24 protein-coding genes are annotated in these 17,460 nt (G+C 71.1%); 16 read left to right on the forward strand and 8 right to left on the reverse strand.

The window, feature by feature from the left end:
• Positions 1 to 86: 86 nt before the first annotated feature.
• Complete coding sequence (locus SM611_RS28335) at positions 87 to 758, reverse strand: response regulator transcription factor (RefSeq protein WP_371953291.1); 672 nt, start codon at positions 756 to 758, stop codon at positions 87 to 89.
• Between the two features lie 201 nt (positions 759 to 959).
• Here SM611_RS28335 and SM611_RS28340 point away from each other — a divergent pair, with 201 nt between their 5' ends.
• The 6 genes from SM611_RS28340 (at position 960) to SM611_RS28365 (ending at position 4,552) form a co-directional block, all read left to right on the forward strand.
• Complete coding sequence (locus SM611_RS28340; RefSeq protein WP_371953293.1) at positions 960 to 1,466, forward strand: cyclic nucleotide-binding domain-containing protein; 507 nt, start codon at positions 960 to 962, stop codon at positions 1,464 to 1,466.
• Between the two features lie 126 nt (positions 1,467 to 1,592).
• The gene (locus SM611_RS28345; RefSeq protein WP_371953295.1) at positions 1,593 to 1,682 is read left to right on the forward strand and encodes a putative leader peptide; all 90 of its coding nucleotides are present in this window, start codon (positions 1,593 to 1,595) and stop codon (positions 1,680 to 1,682) included.
• Positions 1,683 to 1,721: 39 nt separating this feature from the next.
• Positions 1,722 to 2,174 (forward strand): cysteine dioxygenase, encoded by a 453-nt coding sequence (locus tag SM611_RS28350; protein ID WP_371953297.1) that lies wholly within the window; start codon positions 1,722 to 1,724, stop codon positions 2,172 to 2,174.
• Between the two features lie 202 nt (positions 2,175 to 2,376).
• The gene (locus SM611_RS28355) at positions 2,377 to 3,297 is read left to right on the forward strand and encodes a cation diffusion facilitator family transporter (RefSeq protein ID WP_371953299.1); all 921 of its coding nucleotides are present in this window, start codon (positions 2,377 to 2,379) and stop codon (positions 3,295 to 3,297) included.
• A gap of 5 nt (positions 3,298 to 3,302) precedes the next feature.
• Entirely contained in the window at positions 3,303 to 3,668 is a 366-nt protein-coding gene (locus SM611_RS28360; protein ID WP_371953301.1) for a BlaI/MecI/CopY family transcriptional regulator, read from the forward strand.
• Entirely contained in the window at positions 3,665 to 4,552 is an 888-nt protein-coding gene (locus SM611_RS28365) for a M56 family metallopeptidase (RefSeq protein ID WP_371953303.1), read from the forward strand. The genes SM611_RS28360 and SM611_RS28365 overlap by 4 nt, the downstream gene beginning before the upstream one ends.
• A 1-nt stretch (position 4,553) precedes the next feature.
• On the opposite strand, the gene SM611_RS28370 is transcribed toward SM611_RS28365, so the two are convergent.
• The gene (locus SM611_RS28370; protein WP_371953305.1) at positions 4,554 to 5,009 is read right to left on the reverse strand and encodes a tellurite resistance TerB family protein; all 456 of its coding nucleotides are present in this window, start codon (positions 5,007 to 5,009) and stop codon (positions 4,554 to 4,556) included.
• 136 nt (positions 5,010 to 5,145) lie between these two features.
• Here SM611_RS28370 and SM611_RS28375 point away from each other — a divergent pair, with 136 nt between their 5' ends.
• The 3 genes from SM611_RS28375 to SM611_RS28385 all read left to right on the forward strand — a co-directional run bounded on the left by SM611_RS28375 (position 5,146) and on the right by SM611_RS28385 (position 7,023).
• Complete coding sequence (locus SM611_RS28375; protein WP_371953307.1) at positions 5,146 to 5,454, forward strand: ArsR/SmtB family transcription factor; 309 nt, start codon at positions 5,146 to 5,148, stop codon at positions 5,452 to 5,454.
• A 104-nt stretch (positions 5,455 to 5,558) separates the two neighbouring features.
• Complete coding sequence (arsB, locus tag SM611_RS28380) at positions 5,559 to 6,542, forward strand: ACR3 family arsenite efflux transporter (RefSeq protein ID WP_371953381.1); 984 nt, start codon at positions 5,559 to 5,561, stop codon at positions 6,540 to 6,542.
• Positions 6,543 to 6,600: 58 nt separating this feature from the next.
• Positions 6,601 to 7,023: an arsenate reductase ArsC gene (locus SM611_RS28385; RefSeq protein WP_371953309.1), complete on the forward strand. Its 423-nt coding sequence runs from the start codon at positions 6,601 to 6,603 to the stop codon at positions 7,021 to 7,023.
• Between the two features lie 146 nt (positions 7,024 to 7,169).
• On the opposite strand, the gene SM611_RS28390 is transcribed toward SM611_RS28385, so the two are convergent.
• Entirely contained in the window at positions 7,170 to 7,583 is a 414-nt protein-coding gene (locus SM611_RS28390) for an ArsR/SmtB family transcription factor (RefSeq protein ID WP_371953311.1), read from the reverse strand.
• Positions 7,584 to 7,653: 70 nt separating this feature from the next.
• Here SM611_RS28390 and SM611_RS28395 point away from each other — a divergent pair, with 70 nt between their 5' ends.
• Entirely contained in the window at positions 7,654 to 8,751 is a 1,098-nt protein-coding gene (locus SM611_RS28395; RefSeq protein WP_371953313.1) for a flavin-containing monooxygenase, read from the forward strand.
• A gap of 72 nt (positions 8,752 to 8,823) precedes the next feature.
• Here the strand turns inward: SM611_RS28395 and SM611_RS28400 are convergent, their stop codons facing one another.
• Together SM611_RS28400 and SM611_RS28405 are read right to left on the reverse strand one after the other, a co-directional pair.
• Entirely contained in the window at positions 8,824 to 9,276 is a 453-nt protein-coding gene (locus SM611_RS28400) for an OsmC family protein (protein WP_371953315.1), read from the reverse strand.
• A gap of 207 nt (positions 9,277 to 9,483) precedes the next feature.
• A complete protein-coding gene (locus SM611_RS28405) occupies positions 9,484 to 9,849 on the reverse strand; it encodes an ArsR/SmtB family transcription factor (RefSeq protein WP_371953317.1) in 366 nt (121 codons plus the stop codon).
• Positions 9,850 to 9,926: 77 nt separating this feature from the next.
• On the opposite strand from SM611_RS28405, the gene SM611_RS28410 reads away from it, so the two are divergent.
• Together SM611_RS28410 and SM611_RS28415 are read left to right on the forward strand one after the other, a co-directional pair.
• Positions 9,927 to 10,073, forward strand: a complete 147-nt coding sequence (locus SM611_RS28410) for a hypothetical protein (RefSeq protein WP_371953318.1) — start codon at positions 9,927 to 9,929, stop codon at positions 10,071 to 10,073.
• A gap of 50 nt (positions 10,074 to 10,123) precedes the next feature.
• Positions 10,124 to 11,677 (forward strand): FAD-dependent oxidoreductase, encoded by a 1,554-nt coding sequence (locus SM611_RS28415; protein WP_371953320.1) that lies wholly within the window; start codon positions 10,124 to 10,126, stop codon positions 11,675 to 11,677.
• A 183-nt stretch (positions 11,678 to 11,860) separates the two neighbouring features.
• Here SM611_RS28415 and SM611_RS28420 read toward each other — a convergent pair whose 3' ends face one another.
• Together SM611_RS28420 and SM611_RS28425 are read right to left on the reverse strand one after the other, a co-directional pair.
• Positions 11,861 to 12,067, reverse strand: coding sequence for a hypothetical protein (locus SM611_RS28420; RefSeq protein ID WP_371953322.1), 207 nt, complete (start codon positions 12,065 to 12,067; stop codon positions 11,861 to 11,863).
• A 143-nt stretch (positions 12,068 to 12,210) separates the two neighbouring features.
• Positions 12,211 to 12,600 carry an ATP-binding protein gene (locus SM611_RS28425; RefSeq protein ID WP_371953323.1) on the reverse strand — a complete coding sequence of 130 codons (390 nt, stop codon included), beginning with the start codon at positions 12,598 to 12,600 and terminating at the stop codon, positions 12,211 to 12,213.
• Positions 12,601 to 12,706: 106 nt separating this feature from the next.
• Here SM611_RS28425 and SM611_RS28430 point away from each other — a divergent pair, with 106 nt between their 5' ends.
• Complete coding sequence (locus SM611_RS28430; RefSeq protein ID WP_371953325.1) at positions 12,707 to 13,519, forward strand: helix-turn-helix domain-containing protein; 813 nt, start codon at positions 12,707 to 12,709, stop codon at positions 13,517 to 13,519.
• Positions 13,516 to 13,707: a DUF397 domain-containing protein gene (locus SM611_RS28435; RefSeq protein WP_371953327.1), complete on the forward strand. Its 192-nt coding sequence runs from the start codon at positions 13,516 to 13,518 to the stop codon at positions 13,705 to 13,707. Before SM611_RS28430 ends, SM611_RS28435 begins: the two co-directional genes overlap by 4 nt.
• A gap of 416 nt (positions 13,708 to 14,123) precedes the next feature.
• Here the strand turns inward: SM611_RS28435 and gap are convergent, their stop codons facing one another.
• Positions 14,124 to 15,122: a type I glyceraldehyde-3-phosphate dehydrogenase gene (gap, locus tag SM611_RS28440; RefSeq protein ID WP_371953328.1), complete on the reverse strand. Its 999-nt coding sequence runs from the start codon at positions 15,120 to 15,122 to the stop codon at positions 14,124 to 14,126.
• 385 nt (positions 15,123 to 15,507) lie between these two features.
• On the opposite strand from gap, the gene SM611_RS28445 reads away from it, so the two are divergent.
• Both SM611_RS28445 and SM611_RS28450 read left to right on the forward strand, forming a co-directional pair.
• Complete coding sequence (locus SM611_RS28445; RefSeq protein ID WP_371953382.1) at positions 15,508 to 16,182, forward strand: DUF4389 domain-containing protein; 675 nt, start codon at positions 15,508 to 15,510, stop codon at positions 16,180 to 16,182.
• Positions 16,183 to 16,270: 88 nt separating this feature from the next.
• Positions 16,271 to 17,311, forward strand: coding sequence for a zinc-dependent alcohol dehydrogenase family protein (locus SM611_RS28450; RefSeq protein ID WP_371953330.1), 1,041 nt, complete (start codon positions 16,271 to 16,273; stop codon positions 17,309 to 17,311).
• Positions 17,312 to 17,460: the final 149 nt, after the last annotated feature.

A 17,460-nucleotide genomic window follows, 5' to 3' on the forward strand; every position in this document is an offset into this window, starting at 1 on the left:
ATCTTCATCCATGCCCCGCGGAGACGCCACGACTCCTGGAGCGGCCGGGGAGCGGAGCGCGCGCCGCCCGGCCCGGCCGGACGGTCCTAGCCCCGGGAGTCCTTGCGGTCGGCCTTGAGCTGGGCGGCGAGGGCGGCGGCCTGGGTGCGGCGGCTCATGCCGAGCTTGGCGAAGATGTTGGAGATGTAGTTCTTCACGGTCTTCTCGGCCAGGAAGAGGCGCTCGCCGATCTGCCGGTTCGTCAGGCCCTCGCCGATGAGGTCGAAGATGTGGCGCTCCTGCTCGGTGAGGCCCTTGAGCGGGTCCTGCTTCTCCTGCCGGTCGCGCAGGCGCTGCAGCATCCGGGCCGTGGAGCGGGGGTCGAGCAGGGACTGGCCGGTGGCCACGGTGCGGACGGCGCCGACCAGGTCCGAGCCGTGGATCTGCTTGAGGACGTATCCGGACGCGCCCGCCATGACCGCTTCGAACAGGGCGTCCTCGTCGTCGAAGGAGGTCAGCATCAGGCAGGCCAGGTCGGGCATCTGGGAGCGGATCTCGCGGCAGACGCTGACGCCGTCGCCGTCGGGGAGCCGGACGTCCAGCACGGCCACGTCGGGACGGGCGGCGGGGATGCGCGCCAGCGCGTGCTCGGCGGTGCCGGCCTCGCCGACGATCTCGATGTCGTCCTCGGCGGACAGCAGCGCGGCCACCCCGCGGCGGACGACCTCGTGGTCGTCCAGCAGGAACACCCGGATCGTCTGCACTGCGTCGCCGCCCATGACCTCGTCCCTCACACCCTCGTCGCTGACGGATTGCACGTTACCCGCAACCCGGCCGCGTCCACACGCATCGGACGTCCCGTCGTCCAAGGGACCAAGGTCCCGAATTCGCGCCGGGCGGAGCCGGGCGGCGGGCGGAGGTCCCGCCGCGAAAGGCCCTTCGGCCCTGTGTCGCCGGTCACGCGGAGGGTGGGATGGAGGGTGCGTGAAACTTCGACCACGATCGGGGGCGGACCGGTGCACACCATCACCGCGGAGGACCTGGCGCGCGAGGCGTTCCTGCACGGGATGCGCGGCGCCGACCTGGCGAGGCTGGCGACCGGCGCCCGCGCCGCCGAGTTCCCGGCCGGCCGGCGGATCATCGCCGAGTCCGAGCCGGCGGAGCGGTTCTGGCTCGTCCGGGACGGATCGGTGGCCCTCGATCTGCGCGTGCCCGAGCGCGGGCCGGTCGTCGTCGACACGCTCGGGCCCGGCGCCGCCCTCGGCTGGTCCTGGCTGTTCCGCCCGTACCGGTGGCGTTTCGGCGCGACGGCGCTGACGGACGTCCGGGCGATCGAGTTCGACGGCCGGCTGATCCGCACCCTCTGCGCGGTCGACCCCTCGCTCGGCTACGAGCTGACCCGCCGGTTCACCGAGCTCATCGCCGACCGGCTCCAGGCCGCCCAGCTGCGGCTCCTGGACAATCCCGAGCCCGCACCCCAGCCGTGACCGGTCAGCCGGGCACGATCACGGCGCGGCCGGTGAGCCGCCCGGCCCGCATGTCCCGACGGCGGCGACCCCTCTTTTAGTACAATTCCGATTGACTAAGTAGGTAATACTCGGCATGCTGGAGGCATGAACCCGGGGCCCTCTCTGTGGACGCGACCGCACGTCGACCTGGGACGGCTGGCGAGCGGCCTGTGTCGCCCCGCCCCGTCCGAGTGACGCACACGGCAGCATCCGGCGAACCAGGAGAGGGAACAGATGACGACGAGCACGATCGCCCCGACCGGCAGCACGCTGGCCGCCGCCGCGGCGGATCTGGCCGAGCGCTCCGGCGAGTGGCTGCCGCGCGTCCGGCTCAGCCCGGAGGGGCGCTGGTACGAGCGCCTGCACCGCGACGGCGACCGGGAGATCTGGCTGATCAGCTGGCTGCCCGGCCAGAGCACCGGCCTGCACGACCACGGCGGCTCGCGCGGCGCGTTCGCGGTGGCGCTCGGCGCCCTGGAGGAGGCCGACCTGAGCGCGGTCCGGACGGTGACGGCCGGCGGCACGCGCGCCTTCGGGGCCGACTACGTCCACGAGGTGCGCAACGTCTCCTCCGCCCCGGCGGTCAGCGTCCACGTGTACTCGCCGCCGCTCGCCTTCATGAACCGCTACGACCTCGTGGACGGACGTCCCGTGCGGCGCATCACCGAGGAGGCCGGCCAATGGTGATCCGGCAGGCGGCCGCCGGACCGGCCGCCCGCCGACCTCGGCCGTGGTCCTGCCGCTGCTGGTCCTGAAGCGATCCGCGGCACGCGCTCGCCGTCGAGGTGCACCTGCGTCCGTCGCGTAGCGCGCACGCACCGCCCGCCTCGTGGCCCGCACCGCGCTGCTACAACTGTAGTCTTGCGCGGTACAGACGACGGGGGAGTCCGTGAGCGCAGAAGGAAGCACCAGGGCCGTCCTCACCGCGCTCGGCGCGAACCTGGGGATCGCGGTCACCAAGTTCGTCGCGTTCGCGCTGACGGGGTCGTCCTCGATGCTGGCCGAGGCGATCCACTCGGTGGCCGACTCCAGCAACCAGGCGCTGCTGCTCATCGGCGGCAAGCGCGCCGAGCGGCGCGCGACCGAGGAGCACCCCTTCGGGTACGGGCGCGAACGCTACATCTACGCCTTCCTCGTCGCGATCGTGCTGTTCAGCCTGGGCGGGCTGTTCGCGCTGTACGAGGCCTGGCACAAGATCCGCGACCCGCATCCGATCGACGAGTGGCAGTGGGTGCCGATCGCCGTGCTGCTGGTCGCGCTCGCCCTGGAGGCGACCGCGCTGCGCACCGCCGTCAAGGAGTCCAACCGGGTCCGGGGGCGGTCGAACTGGGTGCAGTTCGTCCGGCGGTCCAAGTCGCCGGAGCTGCCGGTGATCCTCCTGGAGGACACCGGGGCGCTGGCGGGCCTGGTCTTCGCGCTGGCCGGCGTCGGCCTCACCCTCATCACCGGCGACGGCGTCTGGGACGGCGTCGGCACCGCGGCCATCGGCGTGCTGCTCACCGCCATCGCGATCGTGCTGGCCACCGAGGTCAAGAGCCTGCTCGTCGGCGAGTCGGCGGGCCCCGAGCAGGTGCGCCTGATCAGGCAGGCCATCGTGGAGAGCCGCGACGTCCCCTCGGTGATCCACATGCGCACCATGCACCTCGGCCCGGACGAGCTGCTCGTCGCCGCCAAGATCGCCGTCGACCTCCAGGACGACGCCCGCGAGGTCGCCGACGCCATCAACGACGCCGAGGCCCGCATCCGCGCGGCGGTCCCCATCGCCCGCCTCATCTACCTCGAACCCGACGTCCTCCGCAAGCGGGGCTGAGGGGCGTGGCGCGCAGACCGCTGGGCCAGCTGGAGGCCGAGGTGCTCGCCGCACTGGCCGGGCTCGGCGGGACCGCCAGCACCGCCGAGCTGGTGGCCCGGCTGGACGGCGACCCGGCGTACACCACGGTGAACACGATCCTCCACCGGCTCCACGAGAAGAAGCTGGTCACCCGCGTCCGGACGGGCCGGTACTACCGCTACCGGCTCGCCGTCGACGAGTCGGAGCTGGTGGCGGGCCGCATGCACGACCATCTGCGGCACGCCAGCGACCCGGCCGGCGTGCTGAGCCGGTTCGCGCGGTCGCTCGGCGCGGAGGAGGCCCGCAAGCTGCGCGAGTTCCTCGACCCGCCGAAGGACGGCGGCGGGTGAACTGGCTCACCTTCCTGCCCCTGGCGATCGTGCTGGCGCTGAGCACGGCGCTCGGCCGCCGCCCGCTGCCGCTGCACCCGTCCTGGTCGGCGCGGCTGCTCGCCACCACCGGCGCGATGACCGCCGTGGCCGCCCTCGGCACCGGCGTCTTCGTCGTGATCAACTACGCGGCGACGCTCGCGCCGTCCGCCGCGGCGCACGTCCCCGAATGGGCGCTGTTCGGCGACGACAGCCCGGTCCCGCACGCGGTCGGGATCGCGGCGGCCGTCCTCACCGCCGCCGGCCTCCTGATCACCGGCCGGACCGTCGCCCGCTGGATCGGTGAACTCCGCGCCGCGCGGGCCGAGGCGGGGGAGCCGCTCGACACCGACGCCCCGATCGCCGTGGCGGTCCCGGGCCGGCACGGCGGCGTCCTGCTCTCCCGGGGGCTCCTGCGCGACCTGTCGTCCGCGGAACTCCACGCCGTGTTCCAGCACGAGGCGTCGCACCTCAGGCACCGCCACCACCGCTACCTGGCCGCGGGCACCCTGGCGGCGGCGCTCCTGTCGCCGCTGCGCCCCCTGGACGACCGGCTGCGGCTCGCGGTCGAGCGCTGGGCGGACGAGGACGCCGCGGAGGCGACCGGCGACCGCGCCCTCCTCGCCCGCACCCTCGCCAAGGTGGCCCTGGCCCAGCCGCGGACCCCGCCGTCCACCGCGTTCGCCGAGTCCGGAGTGGTCGAACGCGTCGAGGCGCTGCTGGGCACGCCACCGGCCAAGAACCCGGTCACCGGCCCCCTGCTGTTCATGGGCAACGGCGTGGTCACCGGCTCGCTCACCGCCGCGACCCTCCAGCTCGACCACGTCATCGCGTCGGCCCTGCTGTCGCTGCTCGCGTTCGGCTGACTCAGAGCTCGAACTCGGCGGGATCGAGGCCCAGCGCGAAGCACGCCTCCCGGACGACGGCCTTTTCCCGGTCGTCGAAGTCGCCGTCCGCCCCGCCGATCACGATGCCGATCTGGACGACGGCACGCGCCTCGGCGGGCTTCTTCTTCGCCTTGCCGATGTCCTGCAGGACCGACACCTTCCCGAAGTCGAAGTCGGCCGTCAGCTTCGAGACGTAGTCGTTGAAGCGCCGCTGGAGATCGTCCGCCGCGAAGTTCCGCAGCACCTCGTTCGACGCGATCAGCGACGCGGTGCGCTGCCGCTCGGCCGGGTCCACGCTCCCGTCCGCGGCGGCGACCAGCGCGCACATCGCCATGCTCGCGTCCCGGAACGCCCCGCTCTTGAGTTCGTTCTTCTTACTGAGGAGCTGCGTCTGCATGGTCTGCGTCGACTCGCGCAGCCTGTCCCAGAAAGGCACTGAATCCTCCGCTCGCCGTTCTCGTTGCTACAACTGTAGTAGCAATTCGGACCGGCGGCACCGCCTCCGGTCGCCGGAACGTCCTCGGCGCGGGCGGTATCCGTGCCGGGGGAGGGCGTCGTATCATTCTGTGGTGATGTCAGTTGAGAGTGATGTGTTGAGGCTGCTGGCCGACCCGCTGCGTGCGCGGATCGTGTCGTTGCTGGCCGGCGAAGCGCTGTGCACCTGCCACCTCGTGGAGGAGACCGGCGCCAGGCAGACCAACATCTCCAACCATCTGCGGGTCCTGCGTGAGGCCGGGCTGGTGGACACCGAGCCGTGCGGGCGGTTCACCTACTACCGGCTGCGCCCCGAGGCGCTGGAGCAGTTGGCCGCGGAACTCGGCGAGCTGGCCGCCGCGGCCCGCGAGGCGCAGGCCCATCAGCGGAAGAGGCCCTGCACGTGACCGGCACGCGAGACTCCGGCGCCGCCACTCGCCCGCCTGAGGCGCGGGTGGTCGCCGGGCTGTCGACCCTCGACCGGTTCCTGCCGCTGTGGATCGTCGCCGCGATGGTGCTCGGCCTCGGGCTGGGACGCGCCGTCCCCGGCCTGGACGACGCGCTGGCCGAGGTCGAGGCCGGCGGGATCTCGCTGCCGATCGCGCTCGGCCTGCTGGTGATGATGTACCCGGTGCTGGCCAAGGTCCGCTACGACCGGCTCGACACCGTCACCGGCGACCGCCGCCTCATGGTGACCTCGCTGCTGTTGAACTGGGTGATCGGTCCGGCGGTGATGTTCGCGCTGGCCTGGATCTTCCTGCCCGACCTGCCCGAGTACCGCACCGGCCTGATCATCGTCGGGCTGGCCCGCTGCATCGCCATGGTCATCATCTGGAACGACCTGGCCTGCGGCGACCGCGAGGCCGCCGCCGTCCTGGTCGCGTTGAACTCGCTCTTCCAGGTCGTCGCGTTCGGCGCGCTCGGCTGGTTCTACCTCCAGGTGCTGCCCGGGTGGCTGGGGCTGGCGACCGACGAGGCGGACTTCTCGGTCGGCAAGATCGTGGTGAACGTACTGGTGTTCCTGGGCGTCCCGCTGGCGGCCGGGTACCTCACCCGCCGCTTGGGCGAACGCGCCCGCGGCCGTGCCTGGTACGAGGAGCGGTTCCTGCCCCGGATCGGCCCCGTCGCCCTGTACGGGCTGCTGTTCACCATCGTCATCCTGTTCGCCCTGCAAGGCGACACCATCACCGGCCGGCCCGCCGACGTCGCCCGCATCGCCCTGCCCCTGCTGGCCTACTTCGCGGTCATGTGGGGCGGCTCCTTCGCGCTCGGCCACGCCGCCGGGCTGCCCTACCCGCGCACGGCGACGCTGGCGTTCACCGCCGCCGGGAACAACTTCGAACTGGCCATCGCCGTCGCCATCGGCACCTTCGGCGTCACCTCCGGGCAGGCCCTGTCGGGCGTGGTCGGCCCGCTGATCGAGGTCCCGGTCCTGGTCGGCCTGGTGTACGTGTCGCTGTGGCTGCGCCGCCGGTTCCAGGCCGCCGGGCGGTGACACATCGCCGGCGCGCCTCGTCCTCTCGACCATCTCGGCCTTGAACAAAGGGACACCGATGACTGATCAGTCTCCATCCGCCAAGCCCAGCGTCCTGTTCGTCTGCGTGCACAACGCCGGACGCTCCCAGATGGCCGCCGCCTACCTCACCCACCTGGCCGGTGACCGGATCGAAGTGCGTTCCGCCGGATCCGCCCCCGCCGACCAGGTCAACCCCGCGGTGGTTGAGGCGATGGCCGAGGAGGGCATCGACATCTCCGCCGAGACCCCCAAAGTGCTCACGGTCGACGCCGTCCAGGCGTCCGACGTGGTCATCACCATGGGCTGCGGCGACACCTGCCCGGTCTTCCCCGGCAAGCGCTACCTGGACTGGACCCTCGACGACCCCGCCGGACAGGGCGTCGACGCCGTCCGTCCGATCCGCGACGAGATCCGCAAGCGCGTCGAGAACCTTGTGAGCGAGTTGCGGCCGCAGGAGTGAGAACGCGGGGGCCGCAGCCGACGGTGCGGTGTCCTCGAACTTGCGCGCCGGTGTGCGGCACCGTCCTCGCCCTCCGGCTCCTGTCTTGCCTCGGTCGCTCCGCGGCCGTTTGCCGGGCACGGCGAAGGCGGGCCAGGGCGGCGGGTTCAGTCCGCGGGCGGGCAGCAGGTGTGCAGGTAGTCGCGCAGCTCGGTGAGCGACCGGTCGATCGCGGCGGAATCGATGCGGTAGAGGACCTGCTTGCCGTCCCTGCGTGAGGTGAGGAGACCGCCCCGGCGCAGCAGCGCGAGTTGCTGCGAGGCGTTGGACTGGCCGACGCCCAGGCGCCCGGCGACGGCGCCGACGCTGAGTTCGATGCCGCCGGCGAACAGTTCGAGCATCTGCTGCCGCTGCTCGCTGGCCAGCGCCTTGAGGAACTCATGTGCTCCGGCGCCGAGCGGAGCAGCCGGCGTTGCCCCGCAGCCTCCCCCGACCGACCTTGTGGCCGTCCCCTCAACCGGGCCTTCCATCGAGATCGACTGGCTGGTCACCGGCTCGGCCATCGCTGCCTGCTCCTCCATGGGACGGGCTTCCATCCTACGTCACATATCAACACTTGGACATTTTATGAAATGTTGATACGTTCGCTTCATGCTCACCACCGCACCGCTGGTCATCATCGGCGGTGGGCAGGCCGGTCTGGCCACCGCCCACACCGCTCGTTCCCTCGGCTTGGCGCCCATCGTCCTGGAGGCGGCCAAGCAGCCGGCCGGGTCCTGGCCGCACTACTACGACAGCCTCACCCTGTTCTCCCCGGCCCGGCGCAGCGCCCTGCCCGGAGCGGAATTCCCCGGCGATCCGGACGGCTACCCCACACGGGACGAGGTCGTGGCCTACCTGACCGACTACGCCGCCCATCTGGACGCCGACATCCGCACCGGTCACCGGGTCAAAGAGGTCGTAGCCGTGGAGGACGGCGCGCGAGCCGGTTTCGAGCTGGTCACCGCAGGCGGGGAGGTCTTCGCGACGCCGCTGGTGGTCTCGGCGACGGGCGGCTTCAGTCGTCCCCACCGTCCGGACCTGCCGGGCCTGGACGGCTTCACCGGCACGGTGCTGCACTCGTCCGACTACCGGCGTCCCGAACCGTTCGCGGGCCGGCGCGTCGTGGTCGTGGGAGGCGGGAACTCGGCCGTGCAGATCGCGATCGAACTGGCCGCCGTCGCCGACGTCACGCTGGCGACCCGGCATCCGCTCCGCTTCGTGGCCCAGCGCGTCCTGGGCGTCGACATGCACATCTGGCTCCAGCGCACCGGACTGGACGCCGCAGGCTGGGCGCGCCCGCTGCTGACCGGCGGCAAGGGCACTCCGGTGTTCGACACCGGCACCTACCGGGGCGCCATCGCCGCCGGCGACCCCGACCGCCGCCCGATGTTCACCCGCCTGGACGGCGACGAGGTCGTCTGGAGCGACGGCACCCGCGAACACGTCGACGTGCTGCTGCTGGCCACCGGCTACCGGCCGGGCGCGGACTACCTCGCCGGACTCGGCGCCCTGGACGAGGACGGGCAGCCCCGCCACCGCGCCGGAGTCTCGACCACTCATCCCGGCCTGGGATACGTGGGCCTGGAATGGCAGCGCTCGTTCGCCTCGGCCACTTTGCGCGGGGTCGCCGCCGATGCACGGCACGTCCTCACCCGGCTGCGCAAGCAGATACGCATCGCCGGCAGTGCATTGACGCCGTCCAGATGATGACGGCGTAGGGCCCGCTGGAGACACCGCCGCCCGCCCGGAGGACCTGGCGGGCGCGCTACCTCCGAGCGATCAGGACGGCGTCGCGGGCGGTGGGGTCGCGACAACGCTGCCCTGCACCTCGCAGGTGGCGGCGAGGGTGTTGTAGACGGTGCCGTAGCGGCGCAGGTTGCGGTGCAGCAGATCGACCCGGTGTTCGGGTTCGTCGGTGTCCAGCCGCAGTTCATAGGTGAAGCGGGTGAAGGTCGGTGGGGAGTCTTGACGGTGGGCGGTCACCACGGCCTCAGCATGCCGGTACCGGAAGGGCAGGATCTGCCCGCATCGCTCGACGTTCTTGAGCAGGCAGGCGGCGAGTGCCGCGGCGAGCAGCTCGGCGGGGCCGGGCAGCCCGGACGGTGCGCTCGCCCAGGCGGTGTCGAGGGTGATCGCCTCGCTGCCGACGCCGACCTGGGCTCGGCCGGCCGAGGTGGTGGAAGCGGTGACCTGGTAGCTGGTGGGTGCCGGCTGGGTGATGGTGTCGTTCATCGCGGGCTCCGGGTGGATTGCGGCGCTGCGAGAGCACAGCGACCGCGGGTAGGCCGTGCGTGCATCGAAAGGACCGTCATTTCGATGCTTCACCGGGGACTCGCCCGTAACGCAGGGGCCAAGGTCCCAAGGCGTCCGCCGGTCGGCCCGAGGCGGCGATTCCGGACGGCAGGCCGTCCGGCCGGGACGCGGGGGATACGGCGCGGGTCAGGCCGAGGTCAGGGCGGGCAGGGCGAACAGGCCGGACAGGCGGGTCAGCTTGTCCGGGATCACCTGGTAGTACACCCATGTGCCGCGCCGCTCGCCCTCGATGAGCCCGGCCTGGCGCAGCACCTTCAGGTGATGGGAGATGGTCGGCGCGGTGAGGTCGAACGCACCGGTCAGATCGCACACGCACGCCTCGCCCCCCTCCACCGAGGCGATCATGTTCAGCAGGCGCAACCGCACCGGGTCCGACAGCGCCTTGAACACCTTGGCCAGCTCGGCCGCCTCGGCCTCGCCCAGCGCCGGGCCGCTCAGCGGTGCGCAGCAGGCGGCGCCGGTCACGTCTTCGAGTTCCAGCGGCTTCGACATGCCTCTAATTTGACATCTATCTATCCAGTGATGCAAACTGGCGCCTGCTTAGACGGATATCTAAACAAGGAGCCGGGATGGGAACGCTGCTCGCGCGGATCACCGCCCGCCGCGTCAAGGGCGTCGCCTTCTGCGACACCTGCGGCCAGGTCCGCACCCCCGCATGTCGCTCGGCCGCGCACCTCGGCCGGGTCACCACCGCCGCCTACCGCGCCCGCCTCTGACCGGCCGGTCCCGCGCGCGCCATCCAGCACCGAACAGACAGGGAGTGATCGTGAACGACGAGACCGGACGGCCGGAGCCCGCCGCGTCCCCGGACGCCTCCGCGACCGCGGGCGGCTGCTGCGGTGTCAGCGCCTGCTGCACCGACGCCGAACAGGCCGTGGACCCCGGCGTCACCGTCCACCAGGCCAAGACCGACGCCGGCTGCGGCTGCGTGGAGAACGCGGCGCTCGACGGGCTGCCGGTCGTGGTGATCGGCGCCGGACCGGTCGGGCTGGCCGCCGCCGCGCATCTGGCCGAACGCGACCAGGACTTCCTCGTCCTGGAAGCCGGAGACCAGGTGGGCGCCGCGATCACCGAGTGGGGGCACGTCCGGCTCTTCTCGCCCTGGCGGTACGACACCGACGCCGCCGCACGGCGGCTGCTGGAGCCGACCGGATGGCGCCTGCCCGACCCCGAGGCGCTGCCGACCGGCCACGAACTCGTCCGCGACTACCTGGCACCGCTCGCGAAGGTCCCCGCGCTGGCCGGACGGATCCGCACCGGCACCCGCGTGGTCGCCGTGACCCGCCAGGGCGCGGACGTGACCCGCACGGTCGGACGCGAGGAGCATCCGCTGCTGGTCCGCGCCATCGGGCGGGACGGCGCCGTGGCCGACATCGCCGCCCGCGCGGTCATCGACGCGTCCGGCACCTGGGGCCGCGGCAACCCGCTCGGCCACTCCGGCCTGCCCGCCCCCGGCGAGGACGAGGCCGCCGCCCACATCACCGGCCCGCTGCCGGACGTGCTCGGCCGCGACCGCGCCCGCTTCGCCGGCCGCCACACCCTGGTCGTCGGAATGGGGCACTCGGCCGCCAACACCCTCCTCGCCCTGGCCGAACTCGCCAAGAACGAACCCGGCACCCGCATCACGTGGACCGTGCGCGGCGCATCGGTCGCGCGGCTCTACGGCGGCGGCGACGCCGACGGCCTCCCCGCACGCGGCGCGCTCGGCACCCGCCTGAAGGCGGCCGTGGACAACGGCGAGATCGACCTGATCCGCAACTTCACCGTCACCGGCCTCGCCGCCCCGGACGACGAAGCCGGAACCGTCCAGGTCACCGGCCAGACCCCGGACGGCCCGCGCGTCCTGCCGGCCGACGCCGTGGTCGCCGCCACCGGATTCCGGCCCGACCTGGACATGCTGCGCGAGGTGAGGGTCGACCTCGACCCCGCCACCGAGGCCCCGGTCAAGCTCGCCCCGATGATCGACCCCAACTTCCACAGCTGCGGAACCGTCCCGCCGCACGGCGAACGCGACCTCGCCCACCCCGAGCCCGGCTTCTACCTCGCCGGGATGAAGAGCTACGGACGCGCCCCCACCTTCCTGATGGCCACCGGATACGAGCAGGTCCGCTCTATCGCCGCCGCACTCGCGGGCGACCGCGAAGCCGCCGACTCCGTCCAGCTCGACCTGCCCGAAACCGGCGTCTGCTCCACCGGCCTGGTCACCGACGACCTGCTGCCGGGCGCCGCCGACCAGGACGCCGGCTGCGGGACGTCGTGCTCCACAGAGGCGACCAGCGCCCCTGCCGTCCAGTCGGAACCCGTCGGCGGTTCGTGCTGATCCACCTGTACGCGACTAAGCCGATCTGAAAGCGTGGCCCCGCCTCCCTGCTCTGGGGGTTGAGCGGAGAGGCGGGGCGGGCGGGGACGAGCGACGGCCCGAACTCCCCAGCAAGGGCCGTGCATCACCGCCGGGAACGAGGGACGACCCTGAGCCCGTCCCATGGGTCGTCCCTCTTGCGGCCTACCAGGTGCTGGGGAACATGCGATGCTTGAGCAGGTCTTCGACTTGTCCGGCGGCGGCTTTGGCATCACCGCAGGGAGCCAGGTAGCCGCGTCGCCCGCGCTGGGCGTCGTGGTATCCCCATGCACCACCCGGAACGGCCAGCACGACGACCCCGAGCCCGACGTGATCGTCGGGGCCGCCGGCATAGACCCACAGCAGGGGCACCGGGAAACCCTGCGGGCGATAGAGCCGGACCGGACGCCACCCCCGAGGTTCCAGAGCCACCGCCAGCAGGCTCAGGAATCTTTCCGCCGTAGCGCCGCCCCGGTACGTCCGCCACCGCAGGACGCACTGCTCAACCTGGGCGTTCACAGGGCGCACTTGGCCCATACGATCTTTCCGCCTTCCGCGATCGGTCGTGTTCCCCAGTCGTCCACGACTTGTGACAGCAACAGCAGGCCGCGCCCCGAGGTCGCCTCGAAGTCCTCCGGGCCGACCACCGGCAGTCCGTCCCCCTGGTCCCACACCTCGATCACCGCGAGGTCCGCGCGGACGTCCCGGAAGACGCGAAGGATGATCTGACCCTCTCCGTGCCGCCACGCGTTGGTCACCAGCTCGCACACCACCAGACGCGCCATGAAGTCGTCCGCAGAACCCCACTCCCGGAACCGCGCCGCGACGAAATCTCTCGCCAACGCCGGCGCGTTTTCGTTTGGGTTGAGAAGAAGAGTCGGGATTTCTGGGGCAGGTACGGACATATCGCTTCGACCTTCGGAACGTTGCCGGTTACTTCGGGTGTAAGCGTGCTCGCTCTGAGCTACGCTCGCTACGTTCCGGAAGCATTTGCAACAAACTGGAGAGGCCATGCCTGCGCGGGAGTCACTCGATCCATCAAGATCGATGCGGCACTTCATAGCGTTCCACCTGCGCCGCTACCGCAAAGCACAAGGGATGTCGGGCCAGGCTCTCGGTGACCTGCTTGGGTGTGACCGTTCGACTGTTTCCCGGTACGAGTCCAACACGCTCAAGCTCAAGAGGGAGCACGCGGAGATCATCGACCGTGTGTGGAACACGGACGACATGTTCACGGCCCTGGTCGGGTTCGCCGAGCGCGCCGACGAGGGCAACTGGCTGCTGGAACTCGCCGAGTTGGAAGCTCGCTCATCAAGGCTCAGGATGTGGGAGTCATCGGTCATCCCCGGGCTGTTCCAGACACCGGACTACGCGCGTGCCGCACTGAGCGCAGGAACAGCGGAGGATCTTCCAGCGACCCTTGAGCGGCGGCTGTCACGGCAGGCCACCGTATTCGGCAAGACGAAGCCACCACGATTGACGGCCCTCCTCGGCTGGGCGGCAGTGTCGCAGCTCGTGGGCGGTCCGGAGGTCATGCGCGGCCAACTCACCCGGCTGATCGAACTGACCGAACTTCCCTTCGTCAGTATTCGGATAGTGGAGAACAACGCGGGCGCACATCCGGGCCTCGACGGCCCTTTCGTACTCCTCACGGTCGGGGACCGGGACCTCGCATACACCGAAGCCGCAACGCGCGGCTGCTTCCTCATGGACCCGTTCGATGTGCAAGAAGTGGCAGTAAGGTACGACTTGATGAGCGACATAGCCGCCCCGGTCGGCCCAAGTCGGGCCTACCTGGAGGCTGAACTGGAGAAATACACATGACCCAGTGGCGCAAGTCGAGCCGCAGCGGCACGGGCGGCCAGTCCAACTGCGTGGAGGTTGCGAATCTCTCTGGTGACGTCAGCGTGCGAGACAGCAAGGACCCGGGCGGCCCCCGCATCACCCTCCCGGTCGAGCGCTTCCGCCGACTCGCCGCCGACATCAAGCGCGGAACACACGACCTGCCCTGACGACAGGACCGCGGACGTCACGCGCATCACCACGAAGCCCCGAACGCTCGCGATCCGCGTCTGGTCTCCCATTCACCGCCCGGAACCGCCGGCAGACCATCCCGAGTTCGACGTGATCGCCGGGGACGTTGCCGAACCTCTTGATGCCGCCCCGCCCCGCCCCGCCCCGGACCGGGTCGCCGGGTCGCGTCGTGGTCGTAGCAGTTGTGCGGCCCGACCCGCCAGGCGCCCTGCCGTACTTGCGGAACGGCTCCACGATGAGGGCTTCCACGTGGATGCCGCCAAGGATCGTTGCGGGCACCCGCTCGGTCCTGAGCCGGAGCGGACACTCCTGAACCGCTGACCCGGGGCCGGCGCGTGCGGCCCCGGGTCAGCGGACTGCCGCCGATCGCTACGGAGGAGATGATCGGGCGTTGTCACAGGCGGGCGGCGACGTGGTCGATCAGGTCGGCGAGGCGGCAGGTGTAGCCCCATTCGTTGTCGTACCAGCCGAACACCTTCACCAGGTCGCCGCTGGACTGGGTGAGCGGGGCGTCGAACACGCAGGACGACGGGTCGCCGATCACGTCGCGGGACACGATCGGGTGCGTGTTGTACCGGATGATCCCGGCGAGCGGGCCGTCGGCGGCCCGCGCGAACGCCTCGTTGATCTCCTCGGCGGTCGCCGGCCGGTCGAGCAGGCAGGCCAGGTCGACCAGGGAGCCGTCCTCGACGGGCACGCGCAGGGCCATGCCGTCGAACCGTCCCGCCAGATCGGGGATCACCGCGCCGACGGAGCGCGCGGCGCCCGTGCTGGTCGGGATCATGTTCACGGCGGCGGAACGCGCGCGGTGCAGATCCTTGTGCGGTGAGTCGAGGAGGTTCTGGTCGTTGGTATAGCCGTGGACGGTGGTCATGTAGCCCTTGGCCACCCCGAACGTGTCGTGCAGCACTTTGGCCATGGGGGCGACGCAGTTGGTCGTGCAGGAGGCGTTGGAGACGACGGTGTGCCGGTCGGGGTCGTAGACATGCTCGTTGACGCCCATCACGATCGTGGCGTCCACGTCCTTGCCGGGGGCAGAGAGGATCACCTTGCGGGCACCGGACTTCAGATGCGCGGCGGCATCCTCGCGGCGCCGGAACTTCCCGGTGGACTCGATCACGATCTCGGCGCCGACGGCGCTCCAGTCGAGGTCGGCGGGGTCGCGGTGGGCCGTGACCGGGATGCGGCGGCCATCGACGATCAGGGCCCCGTCGTCGTGCTCGACCGTGCGGCCGAGCCGGCCGTAGGTGGAGTCGTACATGAGCAGGTGCGCGAGTGTGGCGGTGTCGGTGACGTCGTTGATGGCGGCGACCTGCTGGTCGCGCTCCAGCGCCAGGCGCAGGTAGTTGCGTCCGATGCGTCCGAATCCGTTGATTCCTACCGGGGTGGTCATCTCGTCTCCTGCGTGGTTGCACGGGGCGGTTGGGGGACTCCCTGGCCGACTTGGCCGACCCCTCCAGGCTCTGCGCCGCCACGTGGGCGACGCCAGGGACCTTCGTCGCAGTGTGGGTCCGCGGTGCCGCATCGGAAGAAGGACCTACGGCTCTAGGCGTGCAGAGCGCCGCGGATGCCCCCTTTCGGTGGGTGGGGAGAAAGCCAGATCGACCGCACGACCTATGGCACCCAGAGAAAGGGGTGACCTAAGTCCTGAAGGGATATGGACATAGCTCCCTACAGTCCGCTGGCCGTGGCGATGACGGTGGGAGTAGGTGGTGCCCCGGCCGCCATCGGGTGGCCGGGATGCCCGACCCAGGGAGGCCGACGTGCACGGTCAACAGATGCCGGTCCGGGTGGACGGCCGGTTGGACGAACCGCTGTCGCGGTGGCTGTGGCTGGTGAAATGGCTGCTGCTGATCCCGCACTACATCGTGCTGTTCTTCCTCGGGATCGCGTTCACGGTGCTCACGGTGGTCGCGTTCTTCGCGATCCTGTTCACGGGCCGCTACCCGCGGTCGATCTTCGAGTTCAACGTCGGGGTGCTGCGCTGGGCGTGGCGGGTGGCCTTCTACGGCTACGGCGCCCTCGCGACGGACCGGTACCCGCCCTTCACGTTGAAGGACGCGCCCGAGTATCCCGCCCGGCTGCGCATCGAGTACCCGGAGCAGTTGTCGCGGGGCCTGGTCCTGGTGAAGTGGTGGCTGCTGGCGATTCCGCACTACCTGGTGGTCGCCCTGTTCGTCGGCGTCGGCGCCGGAGGAGACGATGCGGGCCGGAGCGCCGCCGGCCTGGTCGGGGTGCTGGTCCTCATCGCCGCCGTCGCGCTGCTGTTCACCACCCGTTACCTGCCCGGTGTCTTCAACTTCCTCATGGGCATGCACCGGTGGACGCTGCGGGTCGCCGCCTACGCCTTCCTGATGACCGACCGGTATCCACCATTCCGGCTGGACATGGGCGGCGCGGAGCCGGTGCCCGAGCCGGCGAGCACCGGGGTGGTGACCGGGCCGGGACGTTAGCGCCCGCGCACCGAGGACAGGAAGTCCCAACGGCGCATTGCCGAACTTGACTCTGCAACTACAGCCGAAGCGATGAAGGAGGCGTGTCATGCGAGCGCTGGTGTACCACGGCCCCGGAAGCAAGGCGTGGGAGGAGGTGCCCGACCCGCAGATCGTCGAGGACGGCGACGCGGTCGTGCGGGTCGACGCGGTGACGATCTGCGGGACGGACCTGCACATCCTCAAGGGCGACGTCCCGGCCGTGACCGACGGCCGGATCCTCGGGCACGAGGCGGTCGGAACGGTCGAGGCGGTCGGCCCGGCCGTGCGGACGGTCAAGCCCGGCGACAAGGTGCTGGTCTCGTGCATCACCGCGTGCGGGACGTGCCGGTTCTGCCGCGAGGGCCGCTACGGGCAGTGCCTGGGCGGCGGCGGGTGGATCCTCGGCCACAAGATCGACGGGACGCAGGCCGAGTACGTGCGGGTGCCGTTCGCCGACACCTCGGTGTACAAGGTGCCGGGCGGTGTGCCGGCGGAGAACGTGCTGATGCTGGCCGACATCTTGCCGACGGGCTACGAGGTCGGCATCCTGAACGGCGCCGTCCGTCCGGGTGACGTGGTCGCGGTGGTGGGCGCCGGCCCGATCGGGTTGTCGGCGATCATGGGGGCGCGGCTGTTCAGCCCCAGCCGGATCATCGCGATCGACCTCGCGGAGACCCGGCTGGAGGCGGCTAAGCGGTTCGGCGCCGACATCCTGGTCAACAACTCGCGTGAGGATCCGCTCGCGGTCGTCCGCGAGCTGACCGGCGGGCTCGGCGCGGACGTGGCCATCGAGGCGGTCGGTGTCCCGGAGGCCTTCGAGGCGGCGGTCGCGCTGGCCCGGCCAGGCGGCCGCATCGCCAACATCGGCGTGCACGGCGCACCGGCCACCCTGCACCTGGAAGAGCAGTGGATCCGCGACATCACCATCACCACGGGCCTGGTCGACACCTTCTCCACGCCGACCCTGCTGCGCCTGGTCGCCGGCGGCCAGCTCGACGCCGGGCGGTTCATCACCCACCACTTCCCGATGGAGGAGTTCCTCAACGCCTACGACGTCTTCGCCGATGCCGCCGGAACCGGCGCGCTGAAGGTCGTCCTGACCCGCTGACACCGCGACGGAACCGCGGCCGTCCCGTGATGGCCGCAGTTCCCCGCCCCGCCCCCGCCCCAGCGGACGAGGACGGTCGATGGACCGGGAGGGAATGCTGTCGTCAGGCGCCGAGGGCCGGTGCGAGTCGATGACCGCCGTCCCCTGGG

The sequence above is a fragment of the Actinomadura monticuli genome (assembly GCF_041463655.1).
In the GTDB taxonomy this organism is placed as follows: domain Bacteria; phylum Actinomycetota; class Actinomycetes; order Streptosporangiales; family Streptosporangiaceae; genus Spirillospora; species Spirillospora monticuli.